The following is a 16280-nucleotide window of genomic DNA, read 5'->3' on the forward strand; positions in this document are numbered from 1 at the left end:
CCGCGGCCCCGCGCGGCTCTGCGGCGCCCGGCAGCCCCGGGCTGCCGCCCGCCGGGGCCGCGGCCAGGGTGGTCACCAGCAAGGACCCGGCAGCCGTGTACAGGGCGGCAGCTCTCATGGCGTATCCCTTCGGTGCGCGGCGGCGATGGCGCTGCTGCCACGGCCGTGCGGTCACAGAAGGGATGTTTCGTTCGGCGCGCGGTGAAGGCAAGCACCGCCCGGCGGGTGTCGCCGTCAATGCCCCCTGTGCGCGGGCCGCCGTGCGCCCGGGCGCGGTCTCACGGACGCCAGGGCTGGTCGCGGTGGGTGAAGGCGGCGCGCAGTTCCGGCTCGCCGATCGCGCGTATCCCGCGCATGGCGACGGAGGTGAGGAAGGACCGTTCGTCGCCGGAGCGGTGCGGCCGCCGGGGCAGCGCCCCGAGCAGCCGCTGACCGGCGGGCGAGGCCCAGCGCGAGTACGGGTACGTCTCGACCCGGGCGATGGCCAGGCAGCTCAGGCTCAGGACGAGGGGCAGCGCGAACCAGAGGGCGAGCAGCGGGCGCGGCATCCCGCTCTGACCGGGCATCAGCAGCGCGGTCAGGCCGAGCGCGAGCACGGCCAGGGCGGCGGCGCGGACCCGCCGGATGCCGGACGCCACGGTGCCGCCCACGCCGTCGGGGACCGCGAGCCCCGCCCGCACCAGCCCGTCGGCGAGCCTGTGGACGGCGTCCGTGCCGGCCGCGGCGGCCCGCACCGGAGCGATCCGCGACTGCCCCTCGGGGCCGATCGCCCCTATGACGGACAGCTCCATCTCGTCGTGGCCGCGCGGGTCCACGACCGTGGCCCAGCCGGTGTGCGCGAGCAGCAGCCGCCGCTGCCGGGCCATGGACACCATGGTCACGTCGGCGACCCGCGCCGGGCCGCCGGACAGGAACGCCGTCTCGTAGAGCGTGAGTTCGTGTCCGCGTTCCACGGCGGGGCCGTCCGTGTCGGCGGCCGCGGAGCGAACGGCGGCCAGGCACAGCCGGGTACACGCGATACCGGCGAACGCCCAGGCCAGGAGCAGCAGAAGGACCCAGAACATGACGTGTTTTCTATGCCAGGCCGCATGAAAACGCCATGCCCTGTTCACTATCCGGACCGAGTGTGGCTCATATGTGACGTTCCGCCACGGGCGCTGGTCAGGACGGCGAGGGCTCGACCGGGACCGCGGAGCCGGGGGCGACGACCGGGGGCGTGGGCACGGCGGACGGGGGCGTGGCGAGGTCCCGGGCCAGTGCGGAGAAGTCGACGTACCCGGTGGCCTCCAGCACCTTGATGTGGTCGAGCACGGTCGCGTTGGCGTCGTCGGCCAGGTCGCGGACCAGCGAGTTCTGAGTACCGGCGCGGACCTGCGCGACGAGCGAGAACACCCGGCCGTGCGCGAGGCGCAGGATGTCCGCGAACTGCCGGTCGAACTCCTGGCCCTTGGCGGCGCGCAGCGTGGCGAGCCACTGCCGCTGCTGGTCGTTGGGCTGGTTCGGCAGGGGGATGCCGAGCTGGGAGGCGACGGTGCGGTCGTGCGCGTCGAGGGTGGTGTGCCCGTTCACCAGGTGGTGGCCGGCGTCCCGCACGGCCTGGGTGCTGCCCCTGGTCTCCGCGAGCTCGCCGGCGGGCAGCTCCCACAGGCCGGCCAGCCTGACCTTGGTGACGAAGTCCCGGTCCTGCGCGGACAGCGGGCCGTAGGGGGTCGTCACGGTCGGGTCGCTCAGGACGTTCGCGCCGGCCGCGCCGGGCCGGTCGGCGTACGACCAGAGGGGGAAGAGCAGCGCCGCGGCGGTCGCCGCGAGGGCCGTGATGATCAGCCCGGTTCCGCTGAGTATGCCTCGGCCCTTGACGGGGGGTCGCGGTCGCATGGTGCCTCCTGCTCCGCACGCCGGGGGTGCTGACGGGTGCGGGCTTGGCATAGTACTGGGGGCGCCGGCGGTGCCCGGAACGGCACCGGCCGGTTCACGGCCCGCCGGCCGGCGGGCGGTGCCTTCCGCGGTACCCCCGAGGTGCCCCCGTGGGGCCGCTCAGCCCCGCCGCAGCAGCACCCGCGCCCGGGCCGCCAGGCCACGGGGCCGGGGGGCGGGCCCCGCGCGGTCCAGCCACCACCGGCGCAGCTCCCGCCGGGCCCGCGCGTCCGCGGGCCTGCCGACCTTCAGCAGGTGTCCCGCGAAGTCCAGCGCGTCCCGCCGGTACCCGCCGGTCATCGGCCGGACCCGCGCGTACGCGAGGAACGCCTCCCGGTAGCCCTCCCCGAGGATCACCGGCAGCTCGGGGGCCACCTTCGCCACCACGCCCGCCCGCTTCGCGGCGAGCGCCCGCGCCTGCACCCCGAGGCGCACCCGGTCGAACCCCTCCGGCACCGGCGTCCCGGCCACCAGGGCGGACAGCACGGCCGCCTGGCCGACCCCGAGCCGCTGCCGGGCCCCGGCCGGAGCCAGCACCGCGACGGCGCCGGCCTCGGCCCCGGCCGTGGCCTCGGTGGCGGTCCCCGCCGCGGTCCCGGCGGCGGCAGCCGCTCCCACGGCGCTCGTCGTCGTGAGTCCCGCGGGGGAGGGCCCGGCGGAGGACGAAGGTGTGGGCGCCCCGGCGGGGGCCGGCGGTGCGGTCGGGGACGGCCCGGCCAGGGCGGCCCGGCCCGCCGCCACGGCCCCCCGGATCGCCTCCAGCTCCCGCTCCAGCTCGGCCGGCGCGGGGAAGTCGTCGTCTCGTTCCAGCAGGACGCCGGGGGGCGTCACCCGGGCCGCGAGGCCGGCCAGGATGTCCAGGACCGGGCGCGGCACGGGGTGCGCGTGGCTGTCGTGCCAGACGCCGTCGCGTTCGAAGCCGCCCGCGACGTGCACGTAGGCGAGCGCGTCCAGGGGCAGCGCGGCGAGCGCCTCGGCCGGGTCCTCGCCCCGGTTGACGTGGTTGGTGTGCAGGTTGGCCACGTCGATGAGCAGCCGTACGCCGGTCCGCTCGACGAGCTCGGCCAGGAACTGTCCCTCGGTCAGCTCCTCGCCCGGCCAGGAGAAGAGGGCGGCGATGTTCTCCAGGGCCAGCGGGACCGGCAGCGCCTCCTGCGCGATCCGCACGTTCTCGCAGAGCACGTCGAGCGCGTCCCGGGTGCGGGGCACGGGCAGCAGGTGGCCCGCCTCCAGGTGCGGGGAGGCGGTGAGCGCGCCGCCCGCCCGTACGAACGCGATGTGCTCGGTGACCAGCGGGGCGCCGAGCGCCTCCGCGCGTTCGGCGAGCGCCGCCAGCCGGTCCTGGTCGGGCCGCTCCGCGCCGCCGAGGCCCAGGGAGACGCCGTGCGGGATCACGGTCACGCCGCGCTCGCGCAGCCGCAGCAGCGGCTCCGGGAGATGTCCCGGGCAGACGTTCTCCGCGACCACCTCCACCCAGTCGATGCCCGGCATGCGCTCCACGGCGTCCGCGATCTCCGGCCGCCAGCCGATCCCCGTGCCCAGTCGCCGCATGACGCCACCCCCTCGGTCGAATGACGGGGGTATGGCCCCGGCGGGCGGCACCGAATCCTCACGGGGCCGCCTTCAGAGCAACATTTGAGGTTGCGGCGTCCTACCGCAGCGCGGGGTGGTCGGCGACCACGGTGCAGGAGCCGGGCGCGATCTCCGTGAAGCCCGCGTCCCGGACCACGGGCAGTCCGCTGCCGGTCAGCCGGGCCCAGTCGGCCGGGTCGGCGGTCCGCACGGCCAGCGGGAAGCCCGCCTCGCGCCAGACGGTGCGCTGCTCGCCGGACAGCGCCCACCAGGCCAGCTGGGCGCCGTGGCCCGCCTGGGCCATCGCCTTGCCGGCGGACATGTCGAGCTCCGGGTTCAGCCACAGCACGGGCTGCGCCCGGTCGGCCCCGGCGGGCGGTTCGGGGTCGTCCAGCTCGGTGCCCGACACCTGGAGCTTCACCAGGTCCTTGGGCCAGCCGTCCAGCGGCACCGGCGGGAAGACCCGCACCTCGGCCGACTTCCCGGTCACAGTGATCCCGGGCAGCGCCTCGGCCCGTCGCCACTCGGCTCCCCTGGCCCGCCGCACCACCTTGCGGATCCGGGCGTCCTCCCAGTCCCGCACGGCGGCGGCCCACGCGCCGTCGCCGACGGCGCGCTCGTCGCCGAGCAGCAGGAGCACGGCCCGGGCGGCCGTCTCCAGCGCGTCGGTACGGGCCGGCGGCTCGCTCCGCTCGATCCGCACCACGAGGGGCAGCACGAACTGCGGTGCCTCGTCACGGGAGTGGCGCTCGGTCCGGAAGGGGCTGTCGCTCGGGGACGCGGGAACTCGGCTCACAGCAGCCAACCCTAAGGGGCGCGGCGCCCACCGCCCCCGGCCGCCCCGGGCGGAGCCGGGGTCACCCCGAGCAGGCGGTGCGCTGCGCCTCCTGCCACTCGCACACCGGGCACAGCGTGATCCCCTTGTACGACTCCGGGTACTCCGTCGGCTCCTGGCACAGCACGCACGCGGCGTACGGCGGGCCGTCGGCCTTCGGGGGCCGGGTCGTGTCGGCGATCGAGCAGTAGGTCGAGTCGGCCGTCCTGTCGTCGTGGTCGCTCATGTCCTCAGGGTAGGACGGTGATGGTCACCGGTGGCCGTTCGTGTCGGCGATCAGCTCGGAGACCTTCACGAAGCGGTAGCCCTGCCGGCGCAGCTCCGGTACGACGGCGCGGACGACCCGCTCGGTGGTCGGGGCGGCGCTGCGGGTGCAGTGCATGACGACCACCGAGCCGGGCTTCACGCCGTCCAGCACCTGCTTGGTGACCGCGTCGGCGTCCGTGGCGAAGGCGTCGCCGCTCACCACGTCCCACTGCACGGCGGTGACGCCGACCGCGCTGAGCGCGCGCAGCGCCTGGCGGTCGTAGCAGCCGCCGGGGAAGCGGAAGTACGGCAGAGGGTGCGGCACGCCCGCCTCGCGCAGCGAGGCGTAGGCGCGTTCGACGTCCTGGCGCATGCCGTCGGCGCCGACGGTCGGCAGGCCGTAGCAGTCGCTGGTGAAGGCGTAGTGGCTGTAGGAGTGGTTGGCGACCTCGAACTGCGGGTCGTGGCCGAGGGAGCGGGCCTGCGCCGGGTACTGCTCGGCCCACCGGCCGGTCATGAAGACGGTGGCCGGCACCTTCAGGGTGCGCAGGGTGCCGATGAGGTCCGGGTTGTCGAAGTGCTCGCCCGAGGCGGCCCGGGGGCCCTCGTCGGCGGTCATGTCGGCGTCGAAGGTCAGCGCGACGGTCTTGCCGCGGTCGCGGGGACCGTGCTCGAAGACCGGCGTCAGACCGCCCGGGCCCGGGGTGAGCACCGCGGGGTGCGAGGCGGACGGGGAGGTGGCGGGCTGGGCGTGGGCGGGCCGCGCGTGGCCGGGGGTGCCCGCGGTACCGCAGGCGGCGAGGGCCGCGCCGAGCGCGCAGACGGCGGTGACACGGCGTACAGGGCGGAGACGGCGTACTGGTGCAATCACCGTACGAAAGTAGGACTTAATTACCGGTTATCGGGTGATATGCCCCACGGCGCGGCGTCACGGTCACTCGCGCGGCGGCTCCTCCTCCTCTCTCTAGGTTTCCTCCAGGTCGTGCCGCTCCAGCGGGCGCACCGCGGGACCCTGGAGCACGCCGCCGTCGACGTCGAAGCGCGAGCCGTGGCAGGGGCACTCCCAGGCGCGCTCCGCCCGGTCGAAGGCGACCAGGCAGCCGAGGTGGGTGCAGCGGGCCGAGACGGCGTGCAGGACGCCCTCGTCGTCGCGGTGCACGGCGAGCCGCTCGCCCCCGGCACGGACCACCGCGCCCTCGCCGGGACCCAGGTCCGCCACCGAGGCGGGCGGACGCAGCCGGTCGCCGACGAAGTGCCGGGCCACCTCCGCCTGGGCCTTCAGCAGGGACGGCGCCTCGCGCAGCACCGACTTCACCCGGCGCGGGTCGTACAGCTCCTGCCAGGGGCTGTCCCGGCCGGTGATCAGGGCCGTCAGCAGCAGCCCGGCCATGATGCCGCCGCTCAGGCCCCAGCCGCCGAAGCCGGTGGCCACGTACGTGTGCCGGGCGCCCGGGTGGAACGGGCCGACCATCGGCACGGTGTCGGTGGAGTCGTTGTCCTGCGTGGCCCAGGCGTACGCCGGCTCCACCCCCGGGAAGTGCTTCCCGGCCCAGGCGGTGAGCCGGTCGAAGCCCGCGCCGGGGTCTGCGGTGCCCGGCGTGAAGTGCTCCCCGGTCACCACGAGCAGCCGCCCTCCGTCCTCCCCGTACGGCGCGGTGCGCACCGAGCGGGTGTTCTCCTCGGGCGTGATGTACATGCCCCCGGGGTCCGGGCCGTCGCCGAGCGGTCCGGCGACCACCAGTTCCCGGCGCGGCGAGAGGCGGGAGAAGAGCAGCGCGCGGTCGAAGACCGGGTAGTGGGTGGCGATCACGACGTCCCGCGCGGTCACCGTGTGCCCCGCCTCGGTGGTCAGCCGGCAGGGCTCGCCGCCCTCCGCGAGGCCGACGACCCGGGTGTGCTCGTACACCTGCCCGCCGAGCGCGAGCAGGTCCTCGGTGAGGGCCCGCAGGTACTTGAGCGGGTGGAACTGCGCCTGCCCGCTCACCCGCACCGCCCCCGCCACCGGGAAGGGCAGCCCGGTCTCGGTCGTGAACGCGGCCTGCAGCCCCGCGTCCCGCGCCGCCGCGGCCTCCGCCCGCACCTCGTCCACCCGCTCCGGGTCCTGCACGTAGGTGTACGCGTCCCGGGTCTCCCACTCGCAGTCGATGCCCAGCTCGTCCACCAGCGCGGCCGCGTGCTCGATCGCCCCGGACTGGGAGCGGGCGTACAGCCGCGCGCCCTCGGGGCCGCGGGTGCGGCGCAGCCGGTCGTAGACCAGGGTGTGCAGCGCGGTCAGCTTCGCCGTCGTGTGCCCGGTGACGCCGGCCGCCGCCCGCCCGGCCTCCAGTACGGCCACCCGCTGCCCCGCCCGGGCCAGCTCGTGGGCGGTGCTCAGCCCGGCCATGCCGGCGCCGATGACGGCCACGTCGACGGCGAGGTCGTCCGTCAGGGGCGGGTGGTCCCGTCCCGGGGCGGTGCGCAGCCAGTACGAATCGGTGACCTGCCGGAACTCACGCATGCGCGCCGGGTACCCCGCCCGGACCGCGTCACGTCTCCCGCAGCAGCCGCTCCCGGCACGCGGCGACGTAGAAGTCACCCCCCCGGGTGGCGGGGGTCCAGGGCCTCCAGGTGCTCCAGCAGCAGACGGCCGACCGCCCAGTCGCGGTACCCCCTGCGGTCCGCCGGGATCAGGTTCCAGGGCGCGTGCGGGGCCGAACAGTGCTGCATCGCGGTCACGTACGCCTCCCGGTGGGCGGGCCACAGGGCGCGGTCGTCGATGTCGCCGGGCGCGAACTTCCAGTGCTTGTCGGGCCGGTCCAGGCGGCGCAGCAGGCGGCGGCCCTGCTCGCCGTACGACAGGTGCAGGAAGCACTTGCCGAGGTCACCGGTGGCCGCGCGGTCAGCGGCGCCCGTACCGGCCGGCGAGGGTGATGGTGGCCGGGGTGTGCCCGGCCAGGGGCGCAGCAGGTCGGCCCCGGCGGCGCCCGGGGCGAGGCGGGGAGCGCGGTCGGTGGCGTACACCGTGAGGACGCAGCGGTACCGCCGATCGCCGCGGGGCCCACCCTGCGGGCGGACGACGGGACTGCGCGGACACGACCTAGCCGGGAGGCACCTTTCCGTCCGTGAGCGGCGCGGGCTGCTGCGCGCCTCTCTCCAGGAAGTGCAGCAGCTCCACCGGGATGGGCAGCACCAGGGTGGAGTTCTTCTCGGCGGACACCGCCATCACCGTCTGCAGCAGCCGCAGTTGCAGCGCGGCGGGCGTACCGGACATCTGCTGCGCCGCCTCGGCGAGCTTCTTGGAGGCCTGCAGCTCCGCGTCGGCGTTGATGATCCGGGCCCGGCGCTCCCGGTCGGCCTCGGCCTGCCGGGCCATCGACCGCTTCATCGCGTCCGGCAGGGACACGTCCTTGATCTCCACCCGGTCGACCTGGACGCCCCAGCCCACGGCCGGACTGTCGATCATCAGCTCCAGGCCCTGGTTGAGTTTCTCCCGGTTGGAGAGCAGGTCGTCCAGGTCGCTCTTGCCGATGATCGAACGCAGCGAGGTCTGCGCCATCTGGGAGACCGCGAACTTGTAGTCCTCGACCTTCACCAGCGCGCTCGCCGCGTCGATGACCCGGAAGTAGACGACCGCGTCCACGCGCACGGTGACGTTGTCCCGGGTGATGCCCTCCTGAGCGGGGATCGGCATCGTCACGATCTGCATGTTGATCTTGTGCAGCCGGTCCACGAACGGGATCACCAGCGTCAGGCCCGGCTGCCGCACCTCGCCCGAGACCCGCCCGAGCCGGAACAGCACGCCCTGCTCGTACTGCTTGACCACCCGCGCCGCCATCGCGAAGTACACGAGGCCGACGCAGACGAGCGCCACGACCGCTCCCACCACGTCCTGGAGCATGAGGACCTCCTCGCACAGAGGCCTGCTTTGTCTGTCGCTGTAACGATATGCCGGGCTCGGGGCGGAAGCCATGGCCGGGCCCCGGCCTCGCCGCGCCGGTCACCGCGGCGGGGCCGGGCCCCGGCCGGGTCAGGCGGCCGGGGTGCCCGCCGGGGCGGCACGTGGCGCCGGGGCCGTCACCTGGACCGGGACGGTGCCCGGCGTGCTGTGGCGTGCCGCCCAGTTCTCCAGGGCCGTGCGGCAGGCGTGGTCCAGGTGGTGCAGCCCGGACAGGTCGAGGCGGACCGGGCGGTCCTGGGGCAGCGACTCCAGACTGTCGAGGATCCTCGGCAGCCGCAGGAAGGTCGCGTTCCCCGACAGTCGCGCCTCGACGGGGCCGGCGCCCTTGTCGACCACCTCGAGCCGCAGGTGCGAGGCCTCCCAGGCCGTCTTGACGACCGCGAGCGCGAGTCCGATCAGCACCCCCTCGAACATGCTGACCGCGACGATGGACAGGGCGGTGACCGCCAGGACGAGCGCCTCGCCCCGCTGCTCCCGCCACAGCGCGGCCAGCGCCCTGACCGGCACCAGCTTGGCGCCCGAGTGGATCAGGACGCCCGCGAGCGCCGGGACCGGGATGAGGGCGAGTACGTCCGGCAGCAGGGCGGCGAAGAGCAGCAGCCACACGCCGTGCAGCACCCGGGAGGCCTTGGTGCGGGCGCCCGCCTGGACGTTGGCCGCGCTGCGCACGATCACCGCGGTCATCGGCAGCGCGCCGAGCAGCCCGCAGAGCGTGTTGCCCGCGCCCTGCGCGACCAGCTCCTGGTCGTACCGGGTGCGCGGCCCGTCGTGCAGCCGGTCCACCGCCGCCGCGCTGAACAGCGACTCCGCGGACGCGATCAGCGTGAACGCGACGATCGTGCCGAGCAGTCCCACGCCCGCGAGGCCGCCGAAGGCGCTCGGCGGCGGTGGCTGGACCGAGTCCAGCAGCCCCCGCACCTCCACGGTGGCCACCGGCAGTCCGAGCAGCGCCCCGGCCGCCGTGGCGAGGCCCACGGCGGCCAGCGGACCGGGCACCGTGCGCACCTTGGCCGGTGCGAGCCGCCACAGCAGCAGCACCGCGACGGTGCCCGCGCACAGCGCGAAGGACGCCAGGGCCGCGCCGTCGCCCAGGGCGTCCAGGAGCGCCTTCGGCAGCCCGGCCAGCTTGCCGGGACCGGAGTCGGGGGCCTTGGCCGCCAGGGCCGGGTACAGCTGGCCGGCGATCAGGACCAGCCCGATCCCGGCCAGCATGCCCTCGACGACCGAGACCGAGATCGCCCGGAAGTACCGGCCCAGCCGCAGCGCGCCCATGAGGATCTGGAGCAGTCCGCAGGACAGGACGATCACGCCGAGCGACGGCAGCCCGAACTCCTTGACCGCCTCGAAGACGAGGACCGTCAGCCCGGCGGCGGGACCGGACACCTGGAGGCTGCTGCCGCGCATCAGCCCGGTGACGATGCCGCCCACGATGCCGGTGACCAGGCCGAGTTCGGCCGGCACCCCCGAGGCGACGGCCACGCCCACACACAGCGGGAGCGCGACCAGGAAGACGACGAGCGAGGCGGCGAAGTCCCGCCGCAGATGGGGGAGCCGGGATATGAGACCCGGGGAGGCGGGGGAGCCGGAGGGAGTGGGGGAGGTGGGGGGTGTGCTGTTCATCGGCGCGCTCACAGGGCTTCGAAGGTGTCGGTCCGCGCGCGGTGCGTCCGGACGGCGCCGGTGTGCACCTCGTAGTACCAGCCGTGCAGGCCGAGCCCGCCCCGCGCCAGCCTCCGCTCGACGCACGGGTACGAGCGCAGCCGCAGCAGCTGGGTCAGGACGTGACTCTGGACGGCTTCGGCGACCTCCGGGTCCTCGGCCGTGCCGGCCGGGCGCGGGGTGGCCTGCGCCAGCCAGTCACGGACGGCGGGCACGGCGGTCAGGTCGTCGCCGCGCACCAGCGCGCCGACGGCGCCGCAGTGCGAGTGGCCGCAGACGACGATGTCGCGGACGCCCAGCACCTCCACGGCGTACTCGATGGTGGCGGCCTCGCCGGTCGGGTGCTGCGAGGCGTACGGCGGGACGATGTTGCCCGCGGTGCGCAGCTCGAACAGCTCGCCCGGGCGGGCGCCGGTGATCAGGGCCGGGACGACCCGGGAATCGGAGCAGGTGATGAACAGGACCTGCGGGGACTGGCCTTCTGCGAGCTCGGCGAACTCCTCAGGGCGCTGTCCGAAGGTACGGGCGTTGTCGATGAGGGGCTGCATGCGTGTGGACTCCTCCTGGCGCGCCGCACCGGCGCGTCGGGCTTGCACGACGTTCGTGTGTGGGGGAGGGAGCCGTCCCTCAGCAGCGGAAGACCTGAAGAGCTGCCGTGGAGTGGGCTCTGGAGGATCTCGTGGTCCGGTGGTGCGGGGCACCGGCCGCGCCGGCCGCCCGCGGGGCGGCCGACTGCCGGGGTATGAGCGGGCGTTCCGGAGCCGGCCCGCAGGGGCGGCCGCGCCGCCTGTCGTGGGTGTGCGGGACGCCCGCGGGCGCGTGGCCCGGCTTGCACACCTGTTCCGCGTAGGGCGCCGCCGCGGCCTTGGCCCTCGCCTCACTGAGGGTGTGAGCGGGTGCGAAGGTTCCGTCGATCGCGAACAGCGGCAGGGCGATCAGGGTGGCGGCGAAGAGGAAAAGCAGGGCCCGAGCCGTCCCGCCTCGGAACATGCACCCTCCTCCCGGGAGTTCACACCTTTCACGCGCACCAAGCATTGGTCAATGATTGGTCAAGAAACACGTTAACCCTGCAAAGTCCTTTGCAGGGTCAACTGGGCACAACGCGCGGAAGAGAGCGTGAAAAAAGCCGGTCGGGTGGCGAGAACCCGTGCTTGTACTACTGGTCGACGAGCCCCTTCGCGTCCCGGGCGAGGGCGGTGAGCCGGGATATCGCGCGGAAGTACTTCTTGCGGTAGCCGCCCTTCAGCATCTCCTCGCTGAACAGCCGGTCGAACGGCTGCCCCGAGGCGAGCACCGGCACCTCGCGGTCGTACAACCGGTCCGCCAGCACCACGAGCCGCAGCGCCGTCGACTGGTCGGGCACCGGCCGCACATCGGTGAGGCACACCGCCTTCAGACCGTCCGTCAGGGCGCCGTACCGGCTCGGGTGCACCTTGGCGAGGTGCTCAAGGAGGTGCGGGAAGTCGTCCAGCGAGGCGCCCGGGGTGGCGTACGCCGCCTTGGTCACCTCCTCGTCGGTGAACGGCGCCGGGGCCTCGGGCAGGCCGCGGTGGCGGTAGTCCTCGCCGTCGATGCGCAGCGCGCGGAAGTGCGCGGACAGGCCCTGGATCTCGCGCAGGAAGTCGGCGGCCGCGAACCGGCCCTCGCCGAGCTTGCCGGGCAGCGTGTTGGAGGTCGCGGCGAGCGCCACACCCGACTCGACCAGCTTGCCGAGCAGCGTGGAGACGAGCACGGTGTCGCCCGGGTCGTCCAGTTCGAACTCGTCGATGCAGAGCAGGCGGTGGCCGCCGAGGGTCTGCACGGTCTTCTGGAAGCCCAGCGCGCCGACCAGGTTGGTCAGCTCCACGAAGGTGCCGAACGCCTTGAGCGCGGGCTCGGCCGGCGTGGCGTGCCACAGCGAGGCGAGCAGGTGGGTCTTGCCGACGCCGTAGCCGCCGTCCAGGTAGACGCCCCGGGGGCCGGCCGGTGTCTTCGGCGCCCTGGACCGGCCGAACCCGAAGAGGCCGCGCCGGCCGCCGCCGACGGCGTGCGCCCCGCCGAGCCCGGCGGCGAAGTTCTCGAGGACCGTCACGGCCTCGGTCTGGCTGGGCTGGTTCGGGTCCGGGATGTACGTGGCGAAGCGGACCGAGTCGAAACGCGGCGGCGGCACCATCTCGGCGACCAGCCGGTCCGCGGGCACGTGCGGCTCACGGGCGCACAGCGACAGCGGGCCCGCGTCGGTCAGAGGGCCGGAACCGGGGGTGGTGGTGGAGGACGACACGGTTACCCATGCTAAGCGCCGTGTCAGACTGCACGACATGCGACGCCTGTTCCCTGTGACCTATGAAACAGCAGCCCAGGCCCCCGGCGGGGGTCCGGCGGGCCCGGAGGGCGGGGAGGTGGGCGCGGCGGCCGGTGCGGAGCCGGCCGTGGCGCCCGGCGGTCCCGCCGGTGCCGGCGCGGGGGCGAGCCGCGACTGGAGCCTCGCCGAGCTGGCCGCCGCCTACGCCTACCCCGAGCCGGGCTCCGCCGCCGGCGGCCCGCGGCCGTGGCTGCGGGCCAACATGGTCTCCACCCTCGACGGCGCGGCCCAGCACGAGGGGCACTCCCAGCCCATCTCCAACGCGGCCGACATGCGGATCTTCGGCACGCTGCGGGCGCTCGCCGACGTGATCGTGGTGGGCGCGGAAACGGTACGGCAGGAGGGCTACCGCCCGGCACGCGCGCGTGCCGAGTTCGCCGCCGCCCGGACGGCCGCGGGGCAGGGCCCGGCCCCCGCGATCGCGATCGTCACCGCCGGCCTGGAGCTGGACTTCTCGCTGCCGCTGTTCACCTCGCCGCTGGTGCCCACCCTGCTGCTGACCGGCGCCGCCGCGGCGCCGGACCGGGTCGCCGCGGCCGAGAAGGCCGGGGCGCGGGTGGTCGTCGCCGGGGAGGGCATGGGGGTCGACCCCGCGCGCGCGGTGCGGGCCCTGGCCGAACTCGGGCACACCCGGCTGCTCACCGAGGGCGGACCGCGGCTGCTCGGCCAGCTGGTGGCCGGCGAGGTGCTCGACGAGCTCTGCCTGACCGTCGCGCCGATGCTGACCGCGGGGGACGCGCAACGCATCGCCGGGGGGCCGTCCGTCGCGGTGCCGCACCGCTTCGAACTGGTGTCCCTGCTGGAAGAGGACGGTTTTCTGTTCAGTCGCTACCGTCGGTCCTGACATGAGCGGAATCAGCCGTTCCGTTTGGCTTCCGGGCGGGCACACTAGGTCCGGCACTACCCGTGCGATCACGGGGCAGGATGGTTTCCGCAGGGCCTGACCCGGGCCCGCGGAGGAGAGAGGCGTCTGGTGTTCACAAGCGTTCTGATGATCGAGAAGGCCCTGACGTCCGCCGACGTGGAGTTCGTCACCACCCTGCATGGTGAGGAGCCCGTCGCCTTCCACGTCCTGCTCCAGCCGCGCGGCGACCAGGCCGACCGGCTGCTGCGGGCCATCGACGACATCGCGCTCGGTGAACTGGACGAGGCCCGCCGCGAGGGCGCGACGCCCGAGGGCGAGGAGGCCAAGAGCGTGGGGCGGCAGGCGCTCGACGTGTCCCTGACGGCACTGCGGGCCGCCGGCAGCACCGCCGAGGGCCGGCTGGTCGAGGACCATCCGCTGGACGCCCTGAAGGGCCTGGTCGCCGAGGTCGGGGCCGACGAGGTCATCGTGCTGACCGATCCGCACTACGTGGAGGAGTTCTTCCACCGCGACTGGGCCTCCCGGGCCCGGCACAAGGTCGGCGTGCCCGTGCTGAAGCTGTTCTCGCACAGCAAGGCCTAGGCCGCGACCCGGGGCGTGGCTCCGTGCGCCCGTCGCGAGGCGCCCGGTGCCGCACCGCATAGGGTAGGGCTGCCCCCGCTCGTACCGGACCCTATGGAGAACTGCATGGCACCCGGACTTCCCACCGCCATGGACCGACCGCACTTCATCGGCATCGGCGGCGCCGGGATGTCGGGGATCGCCAAGATCCTGGCCCAGCGCGGGGCGAAGGTCGCGGGCAGCGACGCCAAGGAGTCCGCGACCGCCGAGGCGCTGCGGGCGCTCGGCGCCACCGTGCACATCGGGCACGCCGCCGGGCACCTCGCCGACGACGCGAGCTGCGTCGTCGTGTCGTCCGCCATCCGCCCGGACAACCCGGAACTGGTCCGCGCCGCCGAGCTCGGCATCCCCGTGGTCCACCGGTCCGACGCGCTGGCCGCCCTGATGGAGGGGCTGCGGCCGATCGCCGTGGCCGGCACGCACGGCAAGACCACCACGACCTCGATGCTGGCCGTCTCCCTCACCGAGCTGGGCCTGCGCCCCTCCTACGCCATCGGCGGCGACCTCGACGCCCCCGGCTCGAACGCGCTGCACGGCGAGGGCGACATCTTCGTCGCCGAGGCCGACGAGTCCGACCGCAGCTTCCACAAGTACGCGCCCCAGGTCGCCATCGTCCTCAACGTCGAGCTGGACCACCACGCCAACTACGCCTCGATGGACGAGATCTACGAGTCCTTCGAGACCTTCGCCGGGAAGATCGTGCCCGGCGGCACCCTGGTGATCTCCGCCGACCACGAGGGCGCGCGGGAACTGACCCGGCGGCTGCCGGACTCGGTGCGGACCGTGACCTACGGTGAGGCCGACGACGCCGACGTACGGGTCCTGGCCATCGTGCCGCAGGGGCTCAGGAGCCGGGTCACCGTGCTGCTGGACGGCCAGGAGCTGACCTTCGGGATCTCCGTCCCCGGCCGGCACTACGCCCTCAACGCCGTCGCCGCGCTGGCCGCCGGTGCCGCCCTCGGCATCCCGGCCGACGAGCTGGCGCCCGCGCTGGCCGCCTACACCGGTGTCAAGCGGCGCCTGCAGCTCAAGGGCGAGGCGGCCGGGGTCCAGGTCATCGACTCCTACGCCCACCACCCCACCGAGATGACCGCCGACCTGGAGGCCATGCGGTCCGCCGCGGGCGAGGCCCGGATCCTGGTCGTCTTCCAGCCGCACCTGTTCTCCCGCACCCAGGAGCTCGGCAAGGAGATGGGCCAGTCGCTCGCCCTCGCCGACGCCTCCGTGGTGCTCGACATCTACCCGGCGCGCGAGGACCCGATCCCCGGGGTGACCAGCGAGCTGATCATCGAGGCCGCGCGCGTGGCGGGGGCCGACGTCACGGCCGTGCACGACAAGGCGGAGATTTCGGCGGTGATCGCGGGAATGGCGAAGCCCGGTGATCTCGTTCTCACCATGGGCGCGGGCGACGTGACCGACCTGGGCCCGCGGATCCTGGACCGCCTGTCGCAGCAGTGAAGGGGCTGAGGCTCATGTCGTACGACGTCGAGAAGACGGACGAGGAGTGGCGCGCGGAGCTGACCCCGGCGGAGTACGCGGTACTGCGCCAGGCCGGCACCGAGCCCGCCTTCACCGGTGAGTACACCGACACCAAGACCAGGGGCGTCTACTCCTGTCGCGCCTGCGGTGCCGAACTGTTCACCTCCACCACCAAGTTCGAGTCGCACTGCGGCTGGCCGTCCTTCTACGACCCGAAGGACACCGACGCGGTCGAACTGATCGAGGACCGCTCCCACGGCATGGTCCGCACCGAGGTCCGCTGCTCCCGCTGCGGCTCCCACCTCGGCCATGTCTTCGCGGGGGAGGGCTACCCCACCCCCACCGACCAGCGGTACTGCATCAACAGCGTCTCGCTGCGGCTCGAACCCGAAGGGGCCTGACACCTCCGGGCCCCCGGGACCTCCGGGGCGGCCGGGACACCCGTGGCTGGTGCCCGGCTCGCTCCTGTTTGAGATTCTGTGGACGTGAGGGGTGTCGCACGCTGGATCCAGGCCCGGGCCGGGTCCCTGCCGCCCACGGGCCGGCACCGGCCGCCCGGAGCGGGCGGGCCGCAGGACGAGGCGGCACGCCTGGAGGCGCTGCGCGCCCTGGCCGACGGCATCGGCACCACCCTCGACGAGGCCACGACCTGCGCCGAGCTGACCCGGACCGCCGTGCGGCTGGCGGGCGGCTCGGCGGCGGTCGTGCGCCGCGGCGAGCGCGGCACCACCGGGTACGAGGCGGTAGCCGGCGGCACGGACGCGCTGCCCGACGCCCGGTGGGTCACGGCCGCCGCCCGCGAGGCGGGTCC

Annotated in this window: 16 protein-coding genes and 2 pseudogenes; 5 read left to right on the forward strand and 13 right to left on the reverse strand. The window is 74.5% G+C overall.

The window, feature by feature from the left end:
- Positions 1 to 278: 278 nt before the first annotated feature.
- The 13 genes and pseudogenes from PV343_RS39460 to zapE form a co-directional block, all read right to left on the reverse strand.
- A complete protein-coding gene (locus tag PV343_RS39460; RefSeq protein WP_319151867.1) occupies positions 279 to 1064 on the reverse strand; it encodes a TIGR04222 domain-containing membrane protein in 786 nt (261 codons plus the stop codon).
- Positions 1065 to 1161: 97 nt separating this feature from the next.
- Positions 1162 to 1875: a DUF4142 domain-containing protein gene (locus PV343_RS39465; RefSeq protein ID WP_319151868.1), complete on the reverse strand. Its 714-nt coding sequence runs from the start codon at positions 1873 to 1875 to the stop codon at positions 1162 to 1164.
- A gap of 159 nt (positions 1876 to 2034) precedes the next feature.
- Positions 2035 to 3465 (reverse strand): DUF692 domain-containing protein, encoded by a 1431-nt coding sequence (locus PV343_RS39470; protein WP_319151869.1) that lies wholly within the window; start codon positions 3463 to 3465, stop codon positions 2035 to 2037.
- A 100-nt stretch (positions 3466 to 3565) separates the two neighbouring features.
- A complete protein-coding gene (locus tag PV343_RS39475) occupies positions 3566 to 4282 on the reverse strand; it encodes an aminoacyl-tRNA hydrolase (RefSeq protein ID WP_319151871.1) in 717 nt (238 codons plus the stop codon).
- Between the two features lie 61 nt (positions 4283 to 4343).
- Complete coding sequence (locus PV343_RS39480) at positions 4344 to 4547, reverse strand: hypothetical protein (protein ID WP_319151872.1); 204 nt, start codon at positions 4545 to 4547, stop codon at positions 4344 to 4346.
- A 24-nt stretch (positions 4548 to 4571) separates the two neighbouring features.
- Positions 4572 to 5438 carry a polysaccharide deacetylase family protein gene (locus PV343_RS39485; protein ID WP_319151873.1) on the reverse strand — a complete coding sequence of 289 codons (867 nt, stop codon included), beginning with the start codon at positions 5436 to 5438 and terminating at the stop codon, positions 4572 to 4574.
- 93 nt (positions 5439 to 5531) lie between these two features.
- Positions 5532 to 7064, reverse strand: coding sequence for an FAD-dependent oxidoreductase (locus PV343_RS39490; protein ID WP_319151874.1), 1533 nt, complete (start codon positions 7062 to 7064; stop codon positions 5532 to 5534).
- 28 nt (positions 7065 to 7092) lie between these two features.
- Positions 7093 to 7426 (reverse strand): annotated as a pseudogene (locus tag PV343_RS39495) (polyphosphate kinase 2 family protein); the annotation flags it as partial.
- A 217-nt stretch (positions 7427 to 7643) separates the two neighbouring features.
- Positions 7644 to 8444 carry a slipin family protein gene (locus tag PV343_RS39500; protein WP_319151875.1) on the reverse strand — a complete coding sequence of 267 codons (801 nt, stop codon included), beginning with the start codon at positions 8442 to 8444 and terminating at the stop codon, positions 7644 to 7646.
- A 129-nt stretch (positions 8445 to 8573) separates the two neighbouring features.
- Positions 8574 to 10124 carry a SulP family inorganic anion transporter gene (locus PV343_RS39505; RefSeq protein WP_319151876.1) on the reverse strand — a complete coding sequence of 517 codons (1551 nt, stop codon included), beginning with the start codon at positions 10122 to 10124 and terminating at the stop codon, positions 8574 to 8576.
- An 8-nt stretch (positions 10125 to 10132) separates the two neighbouring features.
- Positions 10133 to 10711, reverse strand: a complete 579-nt coding sequence (locus tag PV343_RS39510; protein ID WP_319151877.1) for a carbonic anhydrase — start codon at positions 10709 to 10711, stop codon at positions 10133 to 10135.
- Positions 10712 to 10790: 79 nt separating this feature from the next.
- A complete protein-coding gene (locus PV343_RS39515) occupies positions 10791 to 11153 on the reverse strand; it encodes a hypothetical protein (protein WP_319151878.1) in 363 nt (120 codons plus the stop codon).
- 166 nt (positions 11154 to 11319) lie between these two features.
- Positions 11320 to 12462, reverse strand: coding sequence for a cell division protein ZapE (zapE, locus tag PV343_RS39520; RefSeq protein WP_388236263.1), 1143 nt, complete (start codon positions 12460 to 12462; stop codon positions 11320 to 11322).
- Here zapE and PV343_RS39525 point away from each other — a divergent pair.
- The 5 genes and pseudogenes from PV343_RS39525 to PV343_RS39545 form a co-directional block, all read left to right on the forward strand.
- Positions 12461 to 13348, forward strand: a complete 888-nt coding sequence (locus PV343_RS39525; protein ID WP_319151880.1) for a pyrimidine reductase family protein — start codon at positions 12461 to 12463, stop codon at positions 13346 to 13348. The genes zapE and PV343_RS39525 overlap by 2 nt on opposite strands.
- A gap of 129 nt (positions 13349 to 13477) precedes the next feature.
- A complete protein-coding gene (locus PV343_RS39530; protein WP_319151881.1) occupies positions 13478 to 13951 on the forward strand; it encodes an indole-3-glycerol phosphate synthase in 474 nt (157 codons plus the stop codon).
- Positions 13952 to 14056: 105 nt separating this feature from the next.
- A complete protein-coding gene (murC, locus tag PV343_RS39535; RefSeq protein WP_319151882.1) occupies positions 14057 to 15448 on the forward strand; it encodes a UDP-N-acetylmuramate--L-alanine ligase in 1392 nt (463 codons plus the stop codon).
- A 14-nt stretch (positions 15449 to 15462) separates the two neighbouring features.
- The gene (msrB, locus tag PV343_RS39540; RefSeq protein WP_319151883.1) at positions 15463 to 15870 is read left to right on the forward strand and encodes a peptide-methionine (R)-S-oxide reductase MsrB; all 408 of its coding nucleotides are present in this window, start codon (positions 15463 to 15465) and stop codon (positions 15868 to 15870) included.
- A gap of 84 nt (positions 15871 to 15954) precedes the next feature.
- Positions 15955 to 16280: pseudogene (locus PV343_RS39545) on the forward strand (phosphatase); the annotation flags it as partial.

This window comes from Streptomyces sp. WI03-4A, from assembly GCF_033792105.1.
GTDB lineage: Bacteria > Actinomycetota > Actinomycetes > Streptomycetales > Streptomycetaceae > Streptomyces > Streptomyces collinus_A.